Here is a 22,093-nt window from a genome sequence, read left to right as displayed (position 1 = left end):
GCGATGAACGCGATGTTCCTTCCCCCTTGTACATAAAAAAGACCCCGCAAAATGCTGAGTCATTTATTGGTTCGTAATGGCCCGTTTTAGAATTTTCAAATCTAGCCTCAGCTCTTCTACTTCCTTCTGCACATCGCTTACCGGTGACTGCAGCTCGCTGTTTTTGGCTGTCTGGTCTTTAATAATGCGCAGATCTGCTTTTACTTCCGCAAACTCCCGGTGTATCTGAGCTCGTAATTCGTTCTGACCTTCCCCCAATGTTTCTTGCCCGTTTTCCAAAGCACCTATACGTTGATTCATTGTCTGCAGCTCAGTAAGAATTTGCTTTAGTATCTCGTCACTCATGTTCTGACCTCCTCTTTACCGCTACCTGCAATATATTTCATCAACTCTCCTGGTTGGATGTCTAATGTGGCACAAAATGAAATTTATTTAATTATATTCTACAATGGGGCTTCTTTTCTTACAACAAGGGAGCGATGAGTGCGAGGTTTTTCTCAATGACTATGCCTTGTTTCTTACTGTCGCGGATGGTTCCACTGTTACCTCAACATTCCCCTGTACTGCTTTGGAAATCATGCACGCTTTTTCTGCGCGCACCGAAGCGGTTTTTGCTGTTTCCACCTGCTCCTCTGTCGCTTCCGGGGCGAGAAGAATAGACGGGCGGTGAATGATTTTTTCAAAAGAAAGACGACTGCCCTCCTGGCTTACGATTCCTTCTGTCGTAAGCGAAAGATTTTCTACAGGTAAGGCCTTATTCTCGAGTATGGCCGCCAGTGTAATCAAATAGCACGTAGATGCGGCCCCAATGAGCATTTCCTCCGGGTTTGTGCCAACGCCGGGGCCGTTTAGCTCCGCAGGGATTGAGATGGCAGACTGAAGGCTCCCAATGGAGATGTTTCCTTGTCCAAGCCTTCCGCCATCCCAGCCGGCTGTTAAATGAAAGGAGTGTTTTTCCATTTTTGTATGACCTCTCTTCCTATTTTCTTTTATTGTATCATGAATAATTGATTAATTATGACAAATTCGCTGGCTTGTGAAGGAAAATGGAGAAGAGAAATGGAAAGGTAATACATGAGACGAAGGAGACTAAGCCATTCATTCCAAGAAGAATAAGAGGAGAGGGAGACAAACATGGAAAAGAAACTAGGTGTTATCGGATTCGGAACGATGGGCGCTGGCATTGCGCAGGCAGCAATCGAGGCGGGCTTTCAGGTGATAGCTGTGGAACAGAAGCCGGAGTTCTTTGACCGCGGCCTGTCAGGCATTCAGAAAAATTGGGACAGGGGAATCGAGAAAGGAAGGCTTACGGAGGAAAAGAAAAACGAATACACGCATGCCCTTGTTACGACGGTAGAGTGGGAGCGCTTAAAAGAAGTCGACTTCATCATTGAAGCAGTTAGTGAAAATATGGAATTAAAGAAAGAAGTGTTTGCCAGGCTATCTGCCGTTGTCAACCCGGACACCATTCTTGCCACGAATACATCGGGCCTGAGCGTTACAGAAATTGCGAGTGTGACAGAAAGTCCAGGCAGCGTCATCGGCGTCCACTTCTTTAACCCGGTTCCGGTTATGAAGCTAGTTGAACTCATCCGCGGGCAAAGCACAGAAGAAGAAACGTACAGGAAGGCGAAGCAAGTCGTTGAAGCAATGGGCAAAGAAACGATTGATGTAAAAGAGGCGCCGCTTTTCGCGGTAAACCGAATTCTTGTTCCGATGATTAATGAAGCGATTTTCGTACTGCAGGAAGGTACCGCAAGCGCAGAAGATATCGACAAAGGAATGAAGCTGGGCGCCAACCACCCGATTGGACCGCTTGCTCTGGCTGACTTAATCGGATTGGACACACTCCTCTATGTACAGGATTCTTTGTATGAGGAAACACAGGACTCGAAATACCGCTGCGCGCCGCTGCTCCGCAAACTCGTAAGAGCAGGGCATCTCGGCCGCAAGACAGGTAAAGGCTTTTACGACTACCAAAAATAATGGATGAGGCGGGGGAGAGCAAATGAGCCAATTCGGAAGCATTCCATTTCTGTTTATACATGGAGCCGCGGGCAGCAAGGATAAATTCAGGGGGATTGAACAAAAACTTGAAGGGATCCCCTGCCTCTTTGTTGATTTGCCGGGACATGGGGAAAATGCCGGCGAAGCATGCTGTGCAAGCATTGAAGAATATGCACAATGGCTTAACGGGCATATCGGCCGGCAGCCGGTTATCGTAGTCGGACATTCCATGGGAGGGATGATCGGCATGGAGCTGGCTGCCCATAATCCTTATGTTAAAGGATTGGTGCTTACCGCCAGCCATTATGAGCTGCCTGTCCACCCTAAACTGCTGCTTCAGCTGGTGGAAGGGACATTTCCGGCGTCTTTTTTCCGGGCATCCTACGGAAAAAACGTGAATGAAGATCTGCTGGAAGAAGAACAAAGACAAAGAAATCAAGTATCAATGCAGGTTGCACACAATGATTTTTCCTGCTGTAATGATTACAAGGGGAAAGCATCCTTTGCTGCATTGAAAATACCTGTTCTTGCCTTATACGGTTCCGAGGATCGCCTTCTTCCCGCTGGAGCTCTTGAAAACGCAAAAGAAACTCTACCGGATGCACAGTGCGAGGTGATTGAAGGGGCAGGCCACTACGTTATGCTCGAAAATCCGGAGGCATTCGTGCAGGCTCTTCTCGCATTTCGTAAATCCATTGCCTCTAATCTGGTATTCTGATATTTTTACTGTAAGGAAACAGATCCGTTTTCTCTTAAACATTCAGAGAAAACGGATTTTCTTTGCTTTACATTATGCAGCCGCTGGCTGGGTAAGATAAAATAGAATGAAACGTCCGCGTAGCAACAGGAAAAAAACGAAAACTTATATAAAGATAGGAGTGCAGCCATTGTCTACACAACAGGAAGAATTGCAGCCTTTTGTCCTTGTTATTTTTGGCGCGACGGGAGACTTAGCGAAGCGCAAGCTGTTTCCCGCGCTCTACAGTCTTTATCATGAAGGAAAACTGCATCGGAAATTTGCGATCATAGGAACAGGCCGATCTGCCATGTCCCTCTCCGAATTTCGAGAGGAAGTAAAAATAGGGGTTGCTTCATTCGGAAGAACTTCTATTGAGAACACCGGCGAATGGGAAAGCTTTGTGGAGAAGATTGATTATATCGCACTCGATGTCAATGACGAGAATGCCTACGGAGGATTGAAAGAAACGGTAGAAAAGAGTGAGCGCGAACAGAATACGGGAGGAAACCGGATGTTTTACCTCGCTATTGCGCCCTCTCTATTCGGCACTGTATCAACCAATCTTAGGAAAGGCGGCTTAACCGATACAACAGGCTGGAAACGCCTTGTCATTGAAAAACCGTTCGGCCGTGATTTTACTTCAGCCGCACAATTAAATGAACAGGTAAAGCAGTCGTTTTCTGAGGAAGAAATATACCGCATCGATCATTACCTTGGAAAAGAGATGGTACAGAACATCGAGGTGATTCGTTTTGCCAACTCGATGTTTGAGCCGCTCTGGAACAACCGTCATATTGATAATATCCAGATTACGGCAAGTGAAACGGTCGGTGTAGAAGAGAGAGCGTCCTATTACGAGCATTCCGGTGCCCTGCGTGATATGGTGCAGAACCACATGCTCCAGATGGTTATGATGGTATGTATGGAGCCGCCAAGCCGCTTAAAAACAGAAGCAATCCGCGATGAAAAAGTAAAAGTCATGCGCGCACTGCGTCGGTATACAGAAGAGGAAGTGTCTCAGCATGTCGTCCGTGGGCAGTACACAGCTGGTATAACCAACGGAAAGAAGGTGCCCGGGTACCGGGAGGAGACAGGCGTTGACCCTGCTTCAACAACAGAAACCTTTGTGGCCGCGCAGCTTTTCGTTGATAATTTTCGCTGGGCAGAAGTGCCGATTTATATCCGAACCGGGAAAAGAATGCCAAAAAAGGTAACCGAGATTGTAATTCAGTTTAAAGAGCTGCCAAAACGGCTGTACTTTAACAGGAATAACGATTTGAATCCGAACCTGCTCATTATTCGAATTAGCCCGCAGGAAGGGATTAATTTGCTTTTAAATGCGAAGAAACAGGGAACAGATGATAAGATTATCCCGATTGGAATGGAATATTGTAATGATTGTATGGAGGAATCTCCAGAAGCGTATGAAAGCCTTCTGTATGATGCAACAATGGGAGATTCCACGTTCTTTACCCGGTGGGACGAGGTTTCGCTCGCCTGGAAGTTTGTTGATCCGATTCGCCGTGCCTGGGATCGGGACAACGAAGGGCCGGAACCATATGAGGCCGGTTCCTGGGGACCGGGAGAAGCTCACAGGCTCCTCGAACAGAACGGGAAGAAGTGGTGGCCTGTCGGTGATCAGGAGCACCAGGTTGTCCGGGCAGTTGAAAAGCCGGACCTTTCATAGAGGGGGAAATGAAGAATGTATAAAGTTTATGATGTTTCGATGCCGATATATGCGGGCATGCCAGTATATAAAGACAAGCCGGAGAAGCAGCCAATAATTAAAGTTGTCCAGAATTTTGACACGGGAAAGGTAAGGGAATCGCGGATTGACATGGATGTTCATACCGGTACGCATGTTGATTCTCCGCTCCATATGCTGCCTGAAGGCGGAACGATGCAGACGATTCCGGCGGAAAGGCTGACCGGACCGTGCCGTGTACTTGATGTAACCGGGGTGGAAGGTGGAGTTACGCGCGCTGACCTTGAGCCTTCTAACGTTCAGAAGGATGAGTTTCTTATCCTGAAGACGCGCAACTCTATGGAGGACAAGTTTAATCCTGAATTTATTTACCTGGCTGAAGACGGGGCACGCTACCTTGCCGAAACGGGGGTGCGGGGCGTTGGCATTGATGCGCTCGGCATTGAGCGCAGCCAGGAGGGACATCCGACCCACAAGGCACTTTTTGCCGCTGATATTGTCATTATTGAAGGGCTGCGTCTCGCTGACGTCCCGGAAGGCAGCTATTTTCTTGTAGGGGCGCCGATTAAGCTCGTAGAGACGGAGGCGGCACCGGCAAGGGTATTGCTGATTGAAGGACTTGCCTAATGCATGAGTGAATAAAGACAGAAAGAGCCTCTATTCTAGAACTGAGGCTCTTTTTGTCATGGGAATTATTCTGTTGCTGTTCCGTCCTTTTCCCTTTTATATTCCTTCGTATACTGCTTCATCATTTCGCTGCCGGGAAGATAATTCTCAATCGCTGTTACATGGTCCAGCCCGCGCCCGCGCAGGAACACTTCCCGGTGCTGCGGGTAAACAACGATGTCCGTCTGATCGGATCGTGTCCATGCTTCAATATCGAGAATGGTCATTCCTTCTGCTCCCGCGATTAGCTTTGTAGCAAGCCCGGAGCCGGCAGGCTTGGAGATGACATCCCCTTTTATGAGCGGGAATTCTCCCTGTTCGGTCATAAGAGAGCCGCTTCCTTCCAGAACGACGAACATCTCATCCACATCGGAGTGGCTATGCAGCCGATTGGCGCCTGTATCATATTTCAAACGATACACCTGGGCGAAGAGCCTGTCGGAGCCGAGTATACCTGTAAGCCACGTAAATTCCCCGCCGTCTTGTACCTTCGACGTTTTCTGCAGGAGCGGCGTCGGGGCGGCTGAAATGTTGGCGATAGGAGGCCGCCAATTGTCGGAAACGAAAGGATGGGTACCTGTTTGGAAAAATTGTGCCCCAATGCTTGCTGCTTCTTCTGAGTCCGTCTCGCCAGCATTCATTTGCAGCAGGCCTGAGGAGGAGCTGTAAATGGAGAGCATGCGTGACACGTATTCGAGGGCGGCCGGTGTGCAGGAGGAAATGATTCCTGCGATTTGTTTGTGTTCCGTATGAATCATATCGACCGCAGACCCGAGAGATTGGCGCACCCATTGGTTTAACGAAAACCATTTGGTGCGTGGATTTCCAGCCGGGATATCCAACTGTCCCGCTTCATTTTTTCCTTCTTTCCCTAAGAAAAGCTCCCACGCTAAATCGAAGCGAAGGACAAGAATGCTGGCTGTTTCCTCTATCTTTTTTGCTATGTTCGAGCACTGGCTTTCATCGCATACTATGAGCAAGCTTTTCATCTTTTGGCACCGCCTTTTTGTTAGATTCCTCTAGTTCTAGAATACTACAAAAATTCGGTTTCTTTTTGTCTTTTGTTGAAATCGCTATAATGAGGGGAAGAACGCGAAGGAGCGGGGGACAAGCATGGAGGACAGAATATATAACGATGACGACTACATGGCTCTTGCGATTGAAGAAGCGAAAAAAGCGGAAGCTCTCGGAGAAGTTCCGATTGGCGCCGTCATTGTAAGGGACGGAAAGGTCATAGGAAGAGGATATAATCTGCGGGAAACAGGGAAGAATCCGCTCGCCCATGCGGAACTGACGGCAATAAAGGAAGCAAGTGAAACACTGGGTGGGTGGAGGCTGCTTGGCACTACGCTGTATGTCACGCTGGAGCCGTGCCCGATGTGCGCGGGAGCGATTGTGCAATCGAGAGTGCCGCGGGTTGTGTTCGGCGCAATGGACCCGAAAGCGGGCTGTGCCGGCAGCCTGATGAATCTTCTGCAGGATGAAAGGTTCAATCACCAGGTGGAAATTGTACAGGGGGTGAGGGAAGGCGAGTGCGGAGAATTATTAACGTCTTTTTTTCGCTCCCTGCGGGAACAGAGAAAAAAGAAGAACTCATAAGTCTTCTTTTTTCTCCAGCATTTCCATAAATTCCGAAAAGCCGGGTGCAGATTCAACATCATAACGATAGACGGCTTCGATAATTTTTACATATAATTGCTGCAGCAAATCCTCTCTCTCATGAAAAGATGTCTGGTAAAGCGAACGTTCGATTTTTGGTTTGAATTTCGCCAGGATAAGGAGTATAGCATCCGGGTCTTTATTTTTTGCGAGTAGTAGCAAGGATAGCAGGCGGTCTTCGTTACTGGCGGGAATTTTTAATCACCTCAATCAATTGCTGGGTCGATGTTTCCAGGCTGCTGATTTTATTTTCAAAGCGCATTAACAGATAAACGGCGACCACGATAGGAAAACCAAAGTTGGCCAGGATGTTTACCCAGATAGGAACCTCAACAAGCATGTTATTTGCCTCCTTGTTTTTCAATTTGTTCGCGCAGCTTTCTTAGCGCCCTTTTTCTTGCTTTTGATACGGCCTGTTGGGATACCCCCTGCTTGTTTGCGATCGCTGTATCGGACATCGATTTCATGTAAGAGAGTTCAAGAATTTCTTTCTCCCTGCCGGTTAAATGGAAGAGACCTTTGTATAGGAACGGATCAGATAGGGCGTCTTCCAGGCAGTTTTCCCTTTCTGATAAAAAAGACTGTGTCTCCCGTTCTCCTGCGGAAAGGGTGTATAGAGCAAGCTGGCTTTTCTTGTTTCGCCGCTGCTGTTTATCATAGCTGACAGAGTAAGAATGAATGAGCGTGGAAATATATTTAATAAACCTTATTTCGGAATAAAATACTTTAAATGCGGCATCCAAACTGGCAATATTCTGCTTAGTAGGAGAAAGCCTCGCTTTTTTAAAAAGGGTTTCATTATCACTGTTTTGTAAAAAGGCGTAAATGATAGGATGGTTCATAAGCTGCTTTGCCGAGTTTTCCTTTTGCCTGTTTCCCATTTTTATCTCCTCCTCTTTTCTATATAAAGAGAAACAAGCCTATAAAATCACAACTAAAACAGGAACAAATGTTCTGTTTTTATTTTAAAAAAAAGAATGAGCAACTGCAAGAAGCAGCTCATCCTTTTTTAATTTTAATTTATATTGGTACTGTAGAATCAGAAGAAGTTTGTGTTTCCTGTTCTCCTCCGGATTTCAAGAAAAACGGCGTAAGAAGGAAGGCAGCAAAATAGCATACCAGACCCATCAGTCCGAGTGCCACGCAGTCACGCCATACCATCTCCCAGCCATGGCCTTTGACAAAGATTTCCCGCACCCCGTCTAAGAAGTACGTGAGGGGCAGAAGATGCCCGGCAACATAGAGGGAGTGAGGCATTGCATCAAATGGCCAGCTAAAGCCCGAGAGAAGGAACGACGGAACGGCAATCAGCATCGTAATTTGCGTTGCGCCAACCTGGTTGCCGGAAAAAAGACTGGCGAAATATCCAATGCCGAGCAGGGCTAACACAAAGCTAACTGCAAGCACTGCGGCAGGCAGAAACAGCCCGCGGAATGGCAGGTGGAACACATACAGAGCCATTACGAAAACGGTCAGGTTATTCACAATTCCAATCAGAAAATACGGAGCTGTTTTTGCATAGGCAATGCGCCACGGCATGCCGCGCCATTCCACGAAGCGGTTCCACATCCCTTTTTCTTTATCTCGTGTAACCGTTAGCGCTACACCGAGAAGCAGTACCTGCTGCAGGATCGCGCCAATTAAGCCATATACTAAGAAATCGCTATAATTAAAAGTCGGATTGTACAAAATACGGGAGCGGAAAGGGATAGGCGAGAACGTAGAAGCAATCTGCTCATCCTGCAAACCCTGCTGTTCCAGTTTATTGGCTGATGCAGCGTATCCGAGCGTGCTCACGACCTGGTTGGCTGCCCGGGTAGCCGCATTGGAGAACAGCATGTTGCTTCCATCAATAAAGGTAAGAACCGGCACGTTTTCCCCATGCTTCAGCCGCGCGGAAAACTGATCAGGGATAATAATGCCCACTCTTGCTTCTCCCCGTTCAATGCTCTGCTGAATATCAGCTTCCGAGTACGCATGTTTACTAATGCGGAACGTTTCTGTTTCATCAAACGCCTGGACAATCTGCCGGCTGATCTGGCTGTTGTCCCCGTCATAAATCACGGTGCTTACTTCTGTAATGCGCTGGTGGGAATAAATATAGCCAAAAAGCGCAGTATACAGAAGAGGGACAAGAAAAAGAATGGCGAAAAGCCGTTTGTCGCGCAGGATATTCAGCCACTCTTCACGGATAATATTACTAATCCGCAACGAAGACTCATGCATGGTTACTTCGCCCCTTTACCCTGCCATTGCAGCGTCATGCCTGTAGAAATGGTATCAGGAAGGTTCGTTAACAGAACTTTAATGCCGAAGGAACGGATATCGGTATCGCCGGTGCTTTGTGTTGCCTTCTGAATGGCAAAATCCGCAGCAGGCTGAACGACCGTAATTTTTCCCTGTACTTGTTTCCCTGTTGCTACAAGTTTCATTGTAACGGGATCACCTGTTTTCAGAGAGGCGATCTCTGTTTCGGGAAAATAGAACTTCGCCCAGCGCTCGCCTGTAGACTCCATTGTGAACACAGGGAAGCCTGAACCGACTAACTCGCCTATCTGGGCAGACTGGGAAGTAATAATGCCGTCCGCCGGAGCCCTAAGCTCGGTATATTGGATGTATGTTTTTGCTTCCGCAAGCGATGCATGTGCTTTGGAGACTCCTGCGTTTGCTGAGGTTACACCTGCTTGCGCCTGGGAAATTCCAGCGCTGGCCGCTGTTACATCGTCTTTACGAAGGGTGACCTGGCCTTTGCCTGCCTGTGCCAGAGCCACAGCCGCTCTCGCCTGTTCGAGCTGTGCCTCAGCTGCCTTGATTTCTTCTGGACGCGCTCCGTTCTTGACCATTTCATTCTGCTGCTGGGCCGCCTCATATTCGGCCTTTGCTTTCTGATAGTTTAATTCAGCTTCATCTACTTTTGCCTGTGGGAGCGCACCTGAATCAAGCAGCGTCTTCATTCGTTTTAGGTTATCATCTGCAATTTTGTATGCTTGCCTGGTCGCATTTAGCTGAATCTCTGCCTGCGCGCGCTCTTCTTTTCGTGCGCCATTTTTCAACGCATCCACGTGAGCCTGTGCTGCTTTCACCCCCGCCTGTGCCTGGGCAACCTGCTGGTCGGCTGTTTGTGCCGTCACATTCACCGCATTACTGCCCTGCACTTTTTTTGCTTCTGCTGCCGATACCGCTGCCTGCGCCTGGGAAATGCCTGCACTGGCTGCCTGAACCGCCGCTTGTGCCTGTGCGGCTTTATCCTGAAGCTCTTTGCTTTCCAGGCGGGCCAGAAGCTGCCCTTTCGTAACATGATCGCCTTCTTTTACAAGCACTTCACTTATCCGGCCGCCAATTTTGAAACTAACGTTCATATTCGTTGCTTCAATATAAGCGGTAGGTGTTGTGCTTGTTGCTTCCGCTGTGTGCCCTACGTCCCCATACGAAGCAATGGCATAAGCACCCCCGCCTATCAAAAGAGACATAATCATAAACATGGTAATACGAATGGCTTTCATAACAATTTACACTCCTACTCCTCATCAAATATGCCCATCATATGAAGGGCAAGACTTTGTAAACTGTATCGTAATTCTGCATGATCCAATGATTGGTTATGGATGATAGCCCGCATCGCGCTGAACCCAATCATACCGAAAAAGCTGCTTGCCGTTGTTGGGATATCTACTGTAGACGGAAGCTTTCCTTTATCTTTGGCTGTCTGCAGCTCTGCTTCTAGCAGTTCAAAATATTTTTGCAGGACATGGCGAATGGTATAGTGCCTCTCCTGTGTTCCCCAGCCTTTGCTAAGCAGAAGCCGGCAAAAATCAGTTTCGTTCTGGAAGAAGTCCAGATGGGCTTCAATCAAGCGGATGGCACGCTGGCGGAAATCATCTGGGTTAACGACTTCCACATAATCCTGGATCATTCGCATGAAGTTCTGGACACCGGATTCCATAACGAAAACATAAAGATCTTCTTTTGTTTTGAAGTTGTAGTATAGTGTGCCTTTTGCTACTCCACATAGCTCGGCAATTTGCTCCATTGTTGTTTCATTAAATCCTTTTTCAGCGAATGCTTTTAAAGCACCCTGGAAAATGAGTTCTTTTGTCTTTACACGCACTTCGGCACCTCTTTTTAAACTGACTAGTCAGTACAAATTTATTATTTTTTTATTATAAAAGGGGATGTTTAAAAAGGCAAGAGAAAAGTATAAGGAAGGGAGTGGATGATTCTCCAGCATAATTTGTTGAAGAGACTGCAGGTGTTATGGTATTATAGTTTCTGCCGTAAGGCTTAAGATTATGTCATTAATGGAGATGTACCCAAGTTCGGCTGAAGGGGACTGACTCGAAATCAGTTAGGCGTCGTGAGGCGTGCGGGGGTTCGAATCCCTCCATCTCCGCCATACATATTTTCTGCGTCATTATTTATCGAGGGCGATTCTTCGTTATTAATAATTTTGTATAATTGAAAGAGAGTGGAACAGTATGGGCCGTAAATGGAACAATATTAAAGAAAAAAAAGCGTCAAAAGATAAAAATACGAGTCGTATCTATGCAAAGTTTGGAAAAGAAATTTATGTAGCAGCAAAACAAGGTGAACCAAATCCAGAATCGAATCGGGCTTTAAAAGTCGTACTTGAGCGTGCAAAAACGTACAATGTACCGAAAGCGATTATTGACCGTGCGCTTGAAAAAGCGAAAGGCGGTTCAGAGGAAACCTATGACGAACTTCGTTATGAAGGTTTCGGACCCAATGGATCAATGGTAATTGTAGATGCACTGACCAATAACGTGAACCGTACTGCATCAGATGTGCGTGCTGCTTTTACTAAAAACGGTGGGAACATGGGAGTAAGTGGATCTGTAGCCTATATGTTTGATCCAACGGCTGTCATCGGTATTGAAGGCAAAACAGCAGATGAAGTGCTTGAAATATTAATGGAAGCAGATATAGACGTACGTGACATTCTAGAAGAAGATGAAGCTGTTATCGTCTATGCCGAACCTGATCAGTTCCATGCGGTGCAAGAGGCATTCAAGAACGCGGGTATAACTGAATTTACAGTGGCAGAACTAACAATGCTTGCGCAAAATGACATAACCCTTCCAGAAGACGCACAAGCACAATTTGAAAAACTCATTGATGCATTAGAAGATTTAGAAGATGTTCAACAAGTGTACCATAATGTAGATTTTGGTGAATAATAGAAGAATTAGAGAAGGACTATATACGTAAGTTCTGTTATATCAACTAAAAAGCCTCCTAACGCATCGACGCGAAAGGGGGCTTTTTCCTTGTTTTTGTTTAGGTAAATTGTATATTGTATGATGTCTGCTTTATGAAGTAATTTTTCTGTTTATCTTCAACAAATATAAAGTTTTTAGAATTGCGCGGCCGTATCCAGGGCCATTTCAATCATTTGATTAAAGGTAAGCTGCCTTTCCTCAGAGGTTGTTTCCTCCCCTGTGATTAAGTGATCACTAACCGTTAAAATCGAAAGGGCCTTTGCATCGAATTTGGCTGCAAGCGTATAGAGAGCCGCTGTTTCCATCTCAACCGCTAATGTGCCATAGGAAGCAAGAAGGGGAACAAGGTTCTTATCCTCGTTGTAAAACGTATCACTTGTAAAAATATTGCCTACGTGGACTTTCATCTTTCTCTCCTGAGAAATATCGTAAGCTCTCTTCAAAAGTTCAAAATTAGCCGTAGGAGCGAAATCAATAGCTCCGAAATGAACTTTGTTTACGGCCGAATCTGTGGAGGCGCTCATGGCCAGGATAATGTCACGAACATGAATGTCTTTGTGATAGGCTCCACACGTTCCAACGCGGATTAAATTTTTTGCATGGTAGTGATCCATCAACTCATGCGCATAAATAGAAATAGAAGGGATGCCCATGCCCGTTCCTTGAACCGAGATTCTTTTTCCCTTATATGTTCCGGTAAATCCCAGCATGCCCCGTACATTATTGTAGCGTTCAGGATTGTCCAGGAATGTTTCGGCAATATATTTCGCACGAAGTGGATCCCCGGGTAAAAGGATCGTTTCGGAAATTTCGCCTTGTTTAGCTTCGATATGTACGCTCATTTGCATTCCTCGCTTTATACTTTGAATTGATTAATAATATCATGCAGTTCTTCCGCCATCCGGGAAAGGGTGGCAGAGGCGGCCGCAATTTCTTCCATGGAGGCGGTTTGCTCTTCAGCGGCTGCTGCAACGTGCTGTGTATTGCTGGAGGCGCTCTCAGAAATACGGGTAATTTCCTTCATAGAATATACCATATCCTGTGTTCCCTGATAAATACCATCTATGGATGAGGATACTTCTTTGATCTGGCTAAACACATTGTTTACAGCCTGGGAAATATGCTGGAAAGCGTTAGAAGCGTTATCTACCATCATCATTCCATCATTAACGGCGCTGCTGCCTTCATCCATTGCTTGAACGGCTTTAGTCGTTTCGTTCTGGATTTCGCTGATTAATCCGCTAATCTGTCCGGCAGCTGCTGCTGATTGTTCTGCCAGCTTTCTTACCTCATCTGCGACAACGGCGAAGCCTCTTCCATGCTCGCCTGCCCGCGACTTCCTGAATGGCTTGTGCGATTTGCTTCGGTTGCTTTGCTCGTTTGTTCAGCACTGGCTGTTAACTCCTCCGATGTAGAAGCCACATGGTGCGTGTGCCCGGCCACCCGGCTGAGCATCGTCTTTAAACTCTCTGTCATCGTATTAAAATTATGTGCCATTTGGCCGAATTCATCCGTGCTTTTCACTTCAATAAGCCCGGTAAAATCACCTGCCGACATCATCCTTGCCATTTCATTCACTCTTCCGATATTGCTTACAATATATCGGCTGTATAAAAGGATCACAGCAACGACGATGAGGACGGAAGGACGGAAACAGCGCCTGCGATAAGCAGGAGATTGACAAGCGTGGCAAGCGGTGCGAATAATTCGCCTTCGGAAATAGAGAGGGCAAGAGTCCACCCGGTTTCCGGGATTTTCTGATAATAAATACGGTTTGTCCCGTTTTTGTCCGTGTATGTTCCGCTGCCTTCCTGACTGCCGACAATTGTGCTTCCTAAAGAGGCGAGAGAGCTGTTGTTATCTTCAGTAATTTTTGCAGTCCGCTTAAATTAATGTCGGCAGTAGCAACGCCAAGAAAGTTTTTTTGATTATCATAAAAAGGGACTGTAAAGGGACTGTGGCGGTAACCATAGCCACTTTCATAAGTAGGCCGGGTTGGACACCCCTTTCTTCAGATGGGGGAGGAAACCCGGCGGTCTTCCCCTGCCAGCCAGCAAAATCCTTTGCCGTACTTGACCACCCGCACCTTCTTGACGGACGGTACCCGCACACAGCCTTTCAGCACAACCGTTTTGCCTTTGTTGTTTGTCCCGCTGACAAGATAGTCCTTGCCGTCAAACCGGACCGTATCCATCGGTTGCAGCGGATAGCGCATCCGGCGGATGCTTCTTCTTCCCTTACACAACTTTAATCCCCGGTACTGGCGCAGGTTTTCTCCGGCCATCTCACGGTTCCGTGTGCGCCTTCCACAGAAGAGATCCTGTCCGCTTGCTTTAGCTCCGGTGCGAATGTCGACGTGCTTGGCACCGTAGAATTTTTCGAGGCTCCGGTTGTTCCGGCGCACCTGCTGGAGGACAAAGGGAGCGGTGCGGGATTGTGTCGTGCCACCTGCGATGACAAAGGCATCATTGGTGTGGCTTTTCTCGATCCCGTGCTGGATGCGAACGTGTTTCGTTACATAGCCATAGGTCGCCGCCCCGCCTAAGAGCTGGGTCAGCCGCCACCGGACGATACTCATAAACGTCTCGGGACGGAAGGATTGGGTCTTCGGCTCCCAACCATACAGGAAACCATTTAGTTGGTGGTTCGCCGGGATGTGGCACATTTCGCATAACGTAACGAGGTTGCCGGGTCGATCCGAGCGGTCGCCCTTCCAGTAGCCGACGTGATGCACCTGCAGAATGGGATTCACTGCCTTGTTTTTGCAGTTCGGATTCTGGCATTGATGATGGTCCCGGTGCAGGATGTACTCCCGCAGGTTCCAGAAGTCGAGCTGTTCACCCTCTTGATAGAGGGTACCGGCAATCTCAGGGTTTTGGATGGCTTGAATGTCAAAACTGGCGACTTCCACGATGACTTTTTGTACGGGAAGAAGTTTCTTTACAAGTTCCACCAGCCGCACATGGCTGTCCAGCTTGTGCTGAATGCTGGGGGCCAGCCACCCTTGCGTTCGTCTGCGGTTATCAAAACGTGGAGCGCGGTAGCGAAGCCGGCTTCTCCGCTGTCGGCGGTACATGGCACGTTCTTTTAACCGCTCACTCATCCCCGTCAGCAAGCGGCATTCACCGGAAAGTAGCTCTTCCTTTTCCGATACCGCCGAAAACCCAACGGTTTGATAGCCGGCATCCACACCGAGTGCCACCGGCTGGACGTAGTTTGTCGTTTCATACGTCAGTTGAATCGTAAACGGCCTGCGCCGTACTACTTTCGCTTGCTTGTTTTTTAGCATCCGGCGCACCTTGCCAAACCGCTTGGTTGGCATCAAGGGTTCGCCGTTTGGATTCAGTACATACACCATCTAAAACATCTCCTTTGCGAAGATAAAGCAGAGAACCGATTTCTTACGAAATCGTCTCCGTAGGTTCCCATCGACCGGTTCGGTGGGGTTTGTCGGATATGACACTTCGCCTACCCAACAGCGATGTTTAATCATACCCCGCAGGGGCCGGAGCTTGGGAAGCACCCCGGCGTGCCTATGGATTCCCATCGAACGTTTCCTTCCCGCAAGGGAAGAGGTCTAATCAACCAGGCTTATGCGTTCACACAAGCCTGCCACTTCAGTGGCGGGTAGTTGACTTTTTTCACCTTCCTAACTTAATGTTCCAATTATTTAAATTTACTGATAACTTATTATAGCACAAAAAACATATGACAAAAGTCCTTTTGAAAAATGCATGATTTTTTAATAAATTTTAAGGAAGAACTTACAAAGGCATGGAACTTGCGTTTGGGTAGCCTTTTTGATATGATAATTAGGCAGCACCTTGCTGCTTTAAAAACGTGTATAAGTTTGTCGCACTAGATGGGGAGGTAGCGGTGCCCTGTAACCCGCAATCCGCTATAGCGGGGTTGAATTCCTGTCAGAGGTGCGTTTCATGTGGGGCCGACGTATGTAAGTGGTGTTGAGAAACGGGTCCTGCGCAACGGAAACCCATGAACCTGGTCAGGTCCGGAAGGAAGCAGCCATAAGTGGATTCTTTCGTGTGCCGCAGGGTTGCCTGTTTTGAGCTAACTGCATATGTACGCCTGGGTGAACGTATCAAAGGCAGGTGTGCGGCTACATTTTTATAGAACTCCTAATGCACTTTGCATTAGGAGTTTTTATTTTTCCGAATTCCCTAGAGGATATTGACGAAAGAAAAAGAATATATATTAATGCAACATGGCAAATATCTCCTGAGGTGGGGTGAGGGTCCAGGATGCCTAATCATTCATTTCAGTTAGAAATAAGCGTCGAACAGATGGAAAACCATCTCCATAGTGTCCCGTTTGCTGCGGTTTTTTTCGATGGGGATGGAAATATAGTTGAAGCGAATGCGGTATTGCTACAAGCCACCGGACATACATATGAGCAAATCAAGCAGAAGACCTTTCAGGACTTATTTCTAACGCGGGGTTCCTTTACCTCATGGATTCAGCATTGTAAGGATACACTGGCGGAAACAAAACAGAATCCCCGGGCAGTTCTGAAGTTAAAAACAGGTGGAACTTGCACGTGTGATTTAGTTATTTACAGTTACAGCGGAACGCGGCCGGCGCATTATATTCTTCTGCCAAAAATCAGTGAGCTTCATAACCATTCTTTATTTGCCTATCCGTATTATCAGCGGCAGGTTATGGAGGATGTTAATCTAGGGCTCGTTGTGCTAAACCATGAGGCGCGTATTATCGAGATCAGCGCAGTGGCCTGTGAAATACTCGGGGTTAAGAAGGAATATGTGATTAATCAAACGATTGAAGATGCTTTTCCAGGTGTAGGCGAGGGACAGCATTTTATTTCTCCCGCCGTACTTCAAGGAGTGACGGTTTGCGATCAGGCGTTTTCCTGGAGCAACGGAGACCAGCGCTTCGAGCTTATTGTGGATTCGCACGTGTTTCGCGATACAAAAGGAGAAATAAGAGGCGGGTATTTTGTTTTTAAGAACGTTTCGAATATGCGTTCGCTCGAACAAAAAATCGAACGCAGTGATCGCCTGGCTATGATCGGCCAGATTGCCGCAGGAACAGCGCATGAAATTCGGAATCCACTTACATCGATTAATGGATTTCTCCAAATGATGAAGAAGTCCCTCGGAGAAGCCGGAATGGAGAAAGAGAAAGAGTATACGGAAATTATGCTCCTTGAGATTAAGCGAATTAATGGTCTGCTCAGTGAATTCCTTTTGCTCAGTAAGCAGAAGGAAATTCAGTATAAACCAGTGGATATTGAACAGGTGTGTGTGGAAATTCTTCCTATTGTCAAAAACGAAGCCCTTCTTCAAGGAATCGACGTTGTAGTGGAGAACGAGGGAAATCTGCCTTTGGTTTTAGGAGACACTGAATTGTTAAAGCAGGTGCTCTTAAATGTGACCAAGAACGGAATTGAAGCGATGGGTGGAGAAGGCACGTTAACGATCCGGCTTTTTAAAGCAAATAGCGATGTGGAAATTACAATCCACGATACAGGTCCGGGTATCCCCCCTTACCTGGCGGATAAAATATTCGAGCCTTTTTTCACAACAAAAGAAAATGGGACAGGCCTTGGACTGCCTGTTTGCCAGAAAATCATCCATGAGATGAGAGGGAGTATCCGCGTGTCGACGAAAGGTTATGGAACGACTTTCCACATCTACCTTCCTGCCTGCTAATCCCCCCTATTCTCCTTTTGGTTATGCGGAAAAAATGGTATAATAAAGAGGTCGAACGCGACATTATTTAACGATATATGGCTGGCATAGCAGAAGGTGTGCTTTTCATATAAAAGAAAACACCGAATGTTATATTCAGTTTATAAGAAAGATGGAGATACAAAATGGCTTATCGCGCATTGTATCGTGTTTGGCGTCCTCAGAGATTCGGTGATATTGTGGGGCAGGAGCATATCACGCGTACGCTGCAGAATGCCATAAAGGAACAGCGTTTTTCCCATGCGTATTTGTTTAACGGACCGCGGGGGACCGGTAAGACGAGTGCGGCCAAAATTATGGCGAAAGCAATTAACTGCCAGAGAGGCCCTGGTATTGAGCCATGCAACGAATGCGAAGCCTGCCGGGGAATTACAGATGGCTCCATTGTCGATGTAATGGAAATAGATGCAGCCTCGAACCGGAGAATTGAAGAAATACGTGACATTCGTGATAAGGTCAAATACGCTCCGACTCAGGTCCGCTATAAAGTATATATTGTGGATGAAGTGCATATGCTGACGACGGAGGCGTTCAATGCGCTGCTTAAGACATTGGAAGAACCGCCGGAGCATGTTATCTTCATCCTGGCGACAACGGATCCGCATAAACTTCCTGCCACGATTATCTCACGCTGTCAACGCTTCGACTTTCGGAGAATTGGAAGCGCGGCCATCGTCGAACGTCTAAGAGAAGTCATCGACGGTGAAAATATTGAAGTATCAGACCAGGCATTAACCTTCATTGCCCGAATGGCGGAAGGCGGGATGCGAGATGCACTTAGCCTGCTTGATCAAGCGCTGTCGTTTGGCGGGAGCCGGGTAGAGCTGGATGATGTCCTTTCGATAACCGGTGCGGTCTCCCAGGGGCTGCTGGCTGAAGCGGTTACGCATATTCGGGACGGATCTGCGGCGGATGTTATGGACGTAGTGAACCGACTTGTGCAAGGCGGAAAAAGTCCCGAACAGTTTCTTGATGATTTGCTTTTTTATTTCCGCGATCTTCTGCTGTACAAGACGGCTCCCGGATTAGAGGAAATCCAGGATCGAATCAAGCTTGATTCAGGATTTAAGGAACTGGGGGATACGTGGGAGAGGGAACGTCTTTTTTCTGTCATTGAACAATTAAACCGTTCGAAGAATGAGATGAAGTGGGCGAGCCATACCCGTATTCTTTTGGAACTGGCGCTCATTCAATTGTGCCAGACCCTTCCTGAAGGGGCGGCTTTTGCTCCTGCTTCTCTGCCGTCCACTGTTAATACGGATCCTATGCCTTCGGAACAGGTTAGCGAGCTAGTGGCGAAAATCGACAGGCTGGAAAAGCAGTTGAAGCAGTTGGAGAGTGGAACGGTTTCCCAGGAAAGAACTTCGTCTACCCCTGCTCGCAGAGAGCCGAGACGGCCCGGGATTCAGCCTACCGTGAAAATCCAGGGTTCAAGAATTCGCGATGTGGCAAGGCAGTCGATTGAACCACAGCTGAAAAAGCTGACTTCACTCTGGCCGGATATATTAAATAAGGTAAAAGAAAAGGATATACGGGTCCACGCCTGGCTGTTGGATGGGCAACCTGTTGCGCTTTCGGAGGATGGTTTGGTCGTATGTTTTAAGAATGTTATTCACTGTGAAACGACGTCCAGAGAATCTAATCGCATGGTTATCGAAGAGGTTGTAAAAGGATTTGTTAACCGTCCTGTTGAATTACTTACTCTCATGGAGAGCCAGTGGAAGGAAATAGGCACTGTGCAGTCTGCTCCCGAAGAGAAACAGCAGGAGGAACTGAAGCTGCAGCCCGAATCGGACCCCGTAGTGGAAGAGGCGTATAAATGGTTTGGCGAAGAACTCGTTGAGATAAAAGACTAGGAGGTAGCGATATGTTTGGTGGCGGTAACATGCAAAACATGATGAAACAAATGAAAAAAATGCAGCAGCAGATGCAGAAGGCTCAGGAGGAACTCAAGGATAAAACGGTAGAAGCGGCGGCAGGCGGCGGAATGGTAACCGTGATAGCCAATGGGCACAAGCAGATTATCGATATTCAAATCAAGCCGGAAGCGGTGGATCCTGAGGATGTAGAAATGCTGCAGGACATGGTGCTTGCCGCTGTGAATGAGGCATTGAACCAGGTCGATGAATTGGTTGCAAAGGATATGGGCAAATTCACCGGTGGCATGAACATGCCGGGATTATTCTAATCATATAGGGGAGACAGACATCTGTGTATTATCCCGAACCGATATCGAAATTAATTGATGGATTCATGAAATTGCCAGGCATTGGCCCGAAAACGGCAGCCCGTCTGGCTTTTTTTGTTCTTGGCATGAAGGAAGATGATGTGCTTGAACTTGCAAAGGCACTCGTTAATGCAAAGCGAAACCTTGTCTACTGCTCGAACTGCCAGAATATCACCGATGTGGATCCGTGCCGGATTTGTTCGGACACGTCCCGCGATAAATCGATGATTTGTGTCGTACAGGAGCCGAAAGATTTGATTGCCATGGAGAAAACCCGGGAGTTTAACGGGTATTACCATGTGCTGCATGGAGCCATTTCCCCAATGGAAGGCGTTGGACCGGAAGATATTAAAATTACCGAGATGCTTCGCCGTCTGGAAGATGAAGAGGTAAAAGAGCTGATTCTGGCGACGAACCCAAATATTGAAGGGGAAGCAACCGCGATGTATATATCCCGGCTGGTAAAACCCTTCGGTATTCGCGTGACCCGGATAGCCCATGGGCTTCCTGTCGGCGGTGACCTGGAATATGCGGATGAGGTTACGATTTCCAAAGCGCTGGAAGGAAGACGAGAAATATAATGTATCGCCTCTAGGCGGATACGGTGGTTTGCATGTCCTGTTCGTTTCCGGGTAAGGAACAACAGGATGTGTACAATCACCGTTTTTATTTTGTAACAGGTTCTTTTTTCTTTTTTTTACGAATAGGTTTGTACCATATGAGAGGTGAAGGCGTGAATATACACAGGCGTTGGGAAAGAATGGCTTTTATAACAGGTCTGTTAGTACTGCTTGGATATATAAGCAATGTTGGGCTTGGGTTTTCTTCCTTGAAGTGGACCGCAGTGCAGGAGGGGAAGTGGCAAATCGTTTCTTCTGGGCAGATGACAGGATTAAGCACCGCCTTATTTTTCGTTACGCTTATTTTGAGCATATTTCCTGCCTTCTTCTATGTTCCTTCCCTTATTAAGACGATAAGAAGCGAGTTCCCCGGGTGGGAATCCAGTGTGTCGATGCGTTACGCGCTTCATTATTTTGCCCTGTATCAAATATCGTACGGTGTTATTTTAACCATGCACATATTCCTTCCTTACCCATGGTTTCCCGAGCAATCGATTGGAGGGATTTTTGAAGCGTTTTTGCCGCAATTTATGATGGCTGTTTTCGGATTTCTGCTTTTTTATCACCGGCTGCACGATATTGGTTTTACACGTCCGGTGAAGATCGGACAAATGGGTTTTATGGTGCTCGTTTTTTATCTGTTTTCAGCTTTCTTGCTGGATCGTGCGATCACGCTCCCGATCGCTAACTTTTTTGGGTTTGCGATTGATTCGTGGCGGGAGGCGCAAATTTCCGGAGAAGTTCTTCAGGCAAGGAATGTAGGTTTACTGGCAGGAGTACTCGAAATTCTGCTCATTGGACTGTTTGTTCCGATAGCGGAGGAGATGATGTTTCGTGGCGTTCTCCAGACGGCGCTTGTTAAACGATTTGGCGCGATTGCCGGGGTTGTAGGATCTGGTCTGATTTTTGCACTTATCCATGTGGATCCGGTATTATTTCCTTCCATTTTTGTAATGGGAGTCATGCTTGGCTGGATGCGCCATTATTATCGTAGTATTTGGGCTTCTGTTCTTTTTCATGCACTAAACAATACAATTACTGTATTGATTTATTTCTTTCAATGAAAGGAAGGAAAGAGGAATGGATAATGTAACCATAGGTGCTGTTATTGTTATCGCCGCTCTGGTGTTTGTTTTAATGAATCAGGCGGCCTGGAAGCCTGTGAAGTGGATTGGATGGGCCGTGGGCAATCTTGTAATAGGGAGCATTATTTTGTTTCTTTTCAACCTGATGGGTGAATCTTTTTCATTCACGATTCCAGTTAACCCGGTTACAGCCACGGTTACTGGTTTTCTCGGCCTGCCGGGGCTCATCACACTTATTATTATTAAGCAGTTCATTCTGTGAAAGAGTATTGACATTAAATGCTGAAAATGATAAGTTAGAAAAAGTCCGTTGTGACGGGCTTTTATTTTTTCTTCTGAAGTTTTTCGGAAGGTGTTGACTTAGGTTTCTAGATGTGATATATTATATAAGTCGCCGCTGGACAGGCTGGTGATAACAAAAT

Annotated in this window: 24 protein-coding genes, 1 tRNA gene, 1 other RNA gene and 1 pseudogene; 14 read left to right on the top strand and 13 right to left on the bottom strand. The window is 47.0% G+C overall.

Annotated features, from left to right (window positions below):
* Positions 1 to 63: 63 nt before the first annotated feature.
* The gene (locus MBEAL2_RS18770) at positions 64 to 345 is read right to left on the bottom strand and encodes a hypothetical protein (protein WP_047153810.1); all 282 of its coding nucleotides are present in this window, start codon (positions 343 to 345) and stop codon (positions 64 to 66) included.
* A gap of 159 nt (positions 346 to 504) precedes the next feature.
* The gene (locus tag MBEAL2_RS18765) at positions 505 to 960 is read right to left on the bottom strand and encodes an OsmC family protein (protein ID WP_047153809.1); all 456 of its coding nucleotides are present in this window, start codon (positions 958 to 960) and stop codon (positions 505 to 507) included.
* 174 nt (positions 961 to 1,134) lie between these two features.
* On the opposite strand from MBEAL2_RS18765, the gene MBEAL2_RS18760 reads away from it, so the two are divergent.
* The 4 genes from MBEAL2_RS18760 (at position 1,135) to MBEAL2_RS18745 (ending at position 5,078) form a co-directional block, all read left to right on the top strand.
* A complete protein-coding gene (locus MBEAL2_RS18760; RefSeq protein ID WP_047153808.1) occupies positions 1,135 to 1,986 on the top strand; it encodes a 3-hydroxyacyl-CoA dehydrogenase NAD-binding domain-containing protein in 852 nt (283 codons plus the stop codon).
* Between the two features lie 22 nt (positions 1,987 to 2,008).
* Positions 2,009 to 2,725, top strand: coding sequence for an alpha/beta fold hydrolase (locus tag MBEAL2_RS18755; protein ID WP_047153807.1), 717 nt, complete (start codon positions 2,009 to 2,011; stop codon positions 2,723 to 2,725).
* Between the two features lie 169 nt (positions 2,726 to 2,894).
* Positions 2,895 to 4,433, top strand: a complete 1,539-nt coding sequence (gene zwf / locus MBEAL2_RS18750; protein ID WP_236692936.1) for a glucose-6-phosphate dehydrogenase — start codon at positions 2,895 to 2,897, stop codon at positions 4,431 to 4,433.
* 15 nt (positions 4,434 to 4,448) lie between these two features.
* On the top strand, positions 4,449 to 5,078 hold the full coding sequence (locus MBEAL2_RS18745; protein WP_047153806.1) for a cyclase family protein: 630 nt from the start codon (positions 4,449 to 4,451) through the stop codon (positions 5,076 to 5,078).
* A 65-nt stretch (positions 5,079 to 5,143) separates the two neighbouring features.
* On the opposite strand, the gene MBEAL2_RS29490 is transcribed toward MBEAL2_RS18745, so the two are convergent.
* On the bottom strand, positions 5,144 to 6,106 hold the full coding sequence (locus MBEAL2_RS29490) for a cupin domain-containing protein (protein WP_052947825.1): 963 nt from the start codon (positions 6,104 to 6,106) through the stop codon (positions 5,144 to 5,146).
* Positions 6,107 to 6,230: 124 nt separating this feature from the next.
* Between MBEAL2_RS29490 and tadA the strand changes: the two genes are divergently transcribed.
* Positions 6,231 to 6,716: a tRNA adenosine(34) deaminase TadA gene (tadA, locus tag MBEAL2_RS18735; RefSeq protein WP_047153805.1), complete on the top strand. Its 486-nt coding sequence runs from the start codon at positions 6,231 to 6,233 to the stop codon at positions 6,714 to 6,716.
* Here tadA and MBEAL2_RS18730 read toward each other — a convergent pair.
* The 6 genes from MBEAL2_RS18730 to MBEAL2_RS18710 all read right to left on the bottom strand — a co-directional run bounded on the left by MBEAL2_RS18730 (position 6,711) and on the right by MBEAL2_RS18710 (position 10,884).
* Positions 6,711 to 6,938, bottom strand: coding sequence for a helix-turn-helix domain-containing protein (locus tag MBEAL2_RS18730; RefSeq protein ID WP_052947824.1), 228 nt, complete (start codon positions 6,936 to 6,938; stop codon positions 6,711 to 6,713). The genes tadA and MBEAL2_RS18730 overlap by 6 nt on opposite strands.
* 19 nt (positions 6,939 to 6,957) lie before the next feature.
* Positions 6,958 to 7,116 (bottom strand): YvrJ family protein, encoded by a 159-nt coding sequence (locus MBEAL2_RS30395; protein WP_082130021.1) that lies wholly within the window; start codon positions 7,114 to 7,116, stop codon positions 6,958 to 6,960.
* Between the two features lies 1 nt (position 7,117).
* Positions 7,118 to 7,657, bottom strand: coding sequence for a sigma-70 family RNA polymerase sigma factor (locus MBEAL2_RS18725; RefSeq protein WP_047153803.1), 540 nt, complete (start codon positions 7,655 to 7,657; stop codon positions 7,118 to 7,120).
* A 139-nt stretch (positions 7,658 to 7,796) separates the two neighbouring features.
* Positions 7,797 to 9,002: an ABC transporter permease gene (locus tag MBEAL2_RS18720; RefSeq protein ID WP_047153802.1), complete on the bottom strand. Its 1,206-nt coding sequence runs from the start codon at positions 9,000 to 9,002 to the stop codon at positions 7,797 to 7,799.
* A gap of 2 nt (positions 9,003 to 9,004) precedes the next feature.
* On the bottom strand, positions 9,005 to 10,279 hold the full coding sequence (locus MBEAL2_RS18715) for an HlyD family secretion protein (RefSeq protein ID WP_047153801.1): 1,275 nt from the start codon (positions 10,277 to 10,279) through the stop codon (positions 9,005 to 9,007).
* Positions 10,280 to 10,293: 14 nt separating this feature from the next.
* A complete protein-coding gene (locus MBEAL2_RS18710) occupies positions 10,294 to 10,884 on the bottom strand; it encodes a TetR/AcrR family transcriptional regulator (protein WP_047153800.1) in 591 nt (196 codons plus the stop codon).
* A 192-nt stretch (positions 10,885 to 11,076) separates the two neighbouring features.
* Here MBEAL2_RS18710 and MBEAL2_RS18705 point away from each other — a divergent pair.
* Together MBEAL2_RS18705 and MBEAL2_RS18700 are read left to right on the top strand one after the other, a co-directional pair.
* Positions 11,077 to 11,169: transfer RNA gene (locus MBEAL2_RS18705), tRNA-Ser, on the top strand.
* A gap of 82 nt (positions 11,170 to 11,251) precedes the next feature.
* Positions 11,252 to 11,971, top strand: coding sequence for a YebC/PmpR family DNA-binding transcriptional regulator (locus MBEAL2_RS18700; RefSeq protein ID WP_047153799.1), 720 nt, complete (start codon positions 11,252 to 11,254; stop codon positions 11,969 to 11,971).
* 176 nt (positions 11,972 to 12,147) lie between these two features.
* On the opposite strand, the gene deoD is transcribed toward MBEAL2_RS18700, so the two are convergent.
* From deoD to iscB, 4 genes and pseudogenes are all read right to left on the bottom strand, one after another.
* The gene (gene deoD, locus MBEAL2_RS18695) at positions 12,148 to 12,855 is read right to left on the bottom strand and encodes a purine-nucleoside phosphorylase (RefSeq protein ID WP_047153798.1); all 708 of its coding nucleotides are present in this window, start codon (positions 12,853 to 12,855) and stop codon (positions 12,148 to 12,150) included.
* Positions 12,856 to 12,869: 14 nt separating this feature from the next.
* Positions 12,870 to 13,349: pseudogene (locus tag MBEAL2_RS18690) on the bottom strand (methyl-accepting chemotaxis protein); the annotation flags it as partial.
* Positions 13,298 to 13,636: a HAMP domain-containing protein gene (locus MBEAL2_RS33015; protein ID WP_269082492.1), complete on the bottom strand. Its 339-nt coding sequence runs from the start codon at positions 13,634 to 13,636 to the stop codon at positions 13,298 to 13,300. The gene MBEAL2_RS33015 and the pseudogene MBEAL2_RS18690, both read right to left, overlap by 52 nt.
* 388 nt (positions 13,637 to 14,024) lie before the next feature.
* A complete protein-coding gene (iscB, locus tag MBEAL2_RS18680; RefSeq protein WP_047153795.1) occupies positions 14,025 to 15,371 on the bottom strand; it encodes an RNA-guided endonuclease IscB in 1,347 nt (448 codons plus the stop codon).
* Between the two features lie 495 nt (positions 15,372 to 15,866).
* Between iscB and ffs the strand changes: the two genes are divergently transcribed.
* From ffs to MBEAL2_RS18645, 7 genes are all read left to right on the top strand, one after another.
* Positions 15,867 to 16,130: signal recognition particle sRNA large type (ffs, locus tag MBEAL2_RS30385), an RNA gene on the top strand.
* A 142-nt stretch (positions 16,131 to 16,272) separates the two neighbouring features.
* Complete coding sequence (locus MBEAL2_RS18670; protein ID WP_047153793.1) at positions 16,273 to 17,700, top strand: ATP-binding protein; 1,428 nt, start codon at positions 16,273 to 16,275, stop codon at positions 17,698 to 17,700.
* A gap of 164 nt (positions 17,701 to 17,864) precedes the next feature.
* A complete protein-coding gene (gene dnaX, locus MBEAL2_RS18665; protein ID WP_047153792.1) occupies positions 17,865 to 19,595 on the top strand; it encodes a DNA polymerase III subunit gamma/tau in 1,731 nt (576 codons plus the stop codon).
* An 11-nt stretch (positions 19,596 to 19,606) separates the two neighbouring features.
* Positions 19,607 to 19,927, top strand: coding sequence for a YbaB/EbfC family nucleoid-associated protein (locus MBEAL2_RS18660; protein ID WP_047153791.1), 321 nt, complete (start codon positions 19,607 to 19,609; stop codon positions 19,925 to 19,927).
* Between the two features lie 23 nt (positions 19,928 to 19,950).
* On the top strand, positions 19,951 to 20,547 hold the full coding sequence (gene recR / locus MBEAL2_RS18655) for a recombination mediator RecR (protein ID WP_047153790.1): 597 nt from the start codon (positions 19,951 to 19,953) through the stop codon (positions 20,545 to 20,547).
* Positions 20,548 to 20,726: 179 nt separating this feature from the next.
* Entirely contained in the window at positions 20,727 to 21,650 is a 924-nt protein-coding gene (locus MBEAL2_RS29485) for a CPBP family intramembrane glutamic endopeptidase (protein ID WP_161798246.1), read from the top strand.
* A gap of 16 nt (positions 21,651 to 21,666) precedes the next feature.
* The gene (locus MBEAL2_RS18645) at positions 21,667 to 21,933 is read left to right on the top strand and encodes a pro-sigmaK processing inhibitor BofA family protein (protein WP_047153789.1); all 267 of its coding nucleotides are present in this window, start codon (positions 21,667 to 21,669) and stop codon (positions 21,931 to 21,933) included.
* Positions 21,934 to 22,093: the final 160 nt, after the last annotated feature.

It is taken from the genome of Aneurinibacillus tyrosinisolvens (genome assembly GCF_001015055.1).
Lineage (GTDB): Bacteria > Bacillota > Bacilli > Aneurinibacillales > Aneurinibacillaceae > Aneurinibacillus_A > Aneurinibacillus_A tyrosinisolvens.
This window is presented reverse-complemented; position numbering and strand designations above follow the sequence as displayed.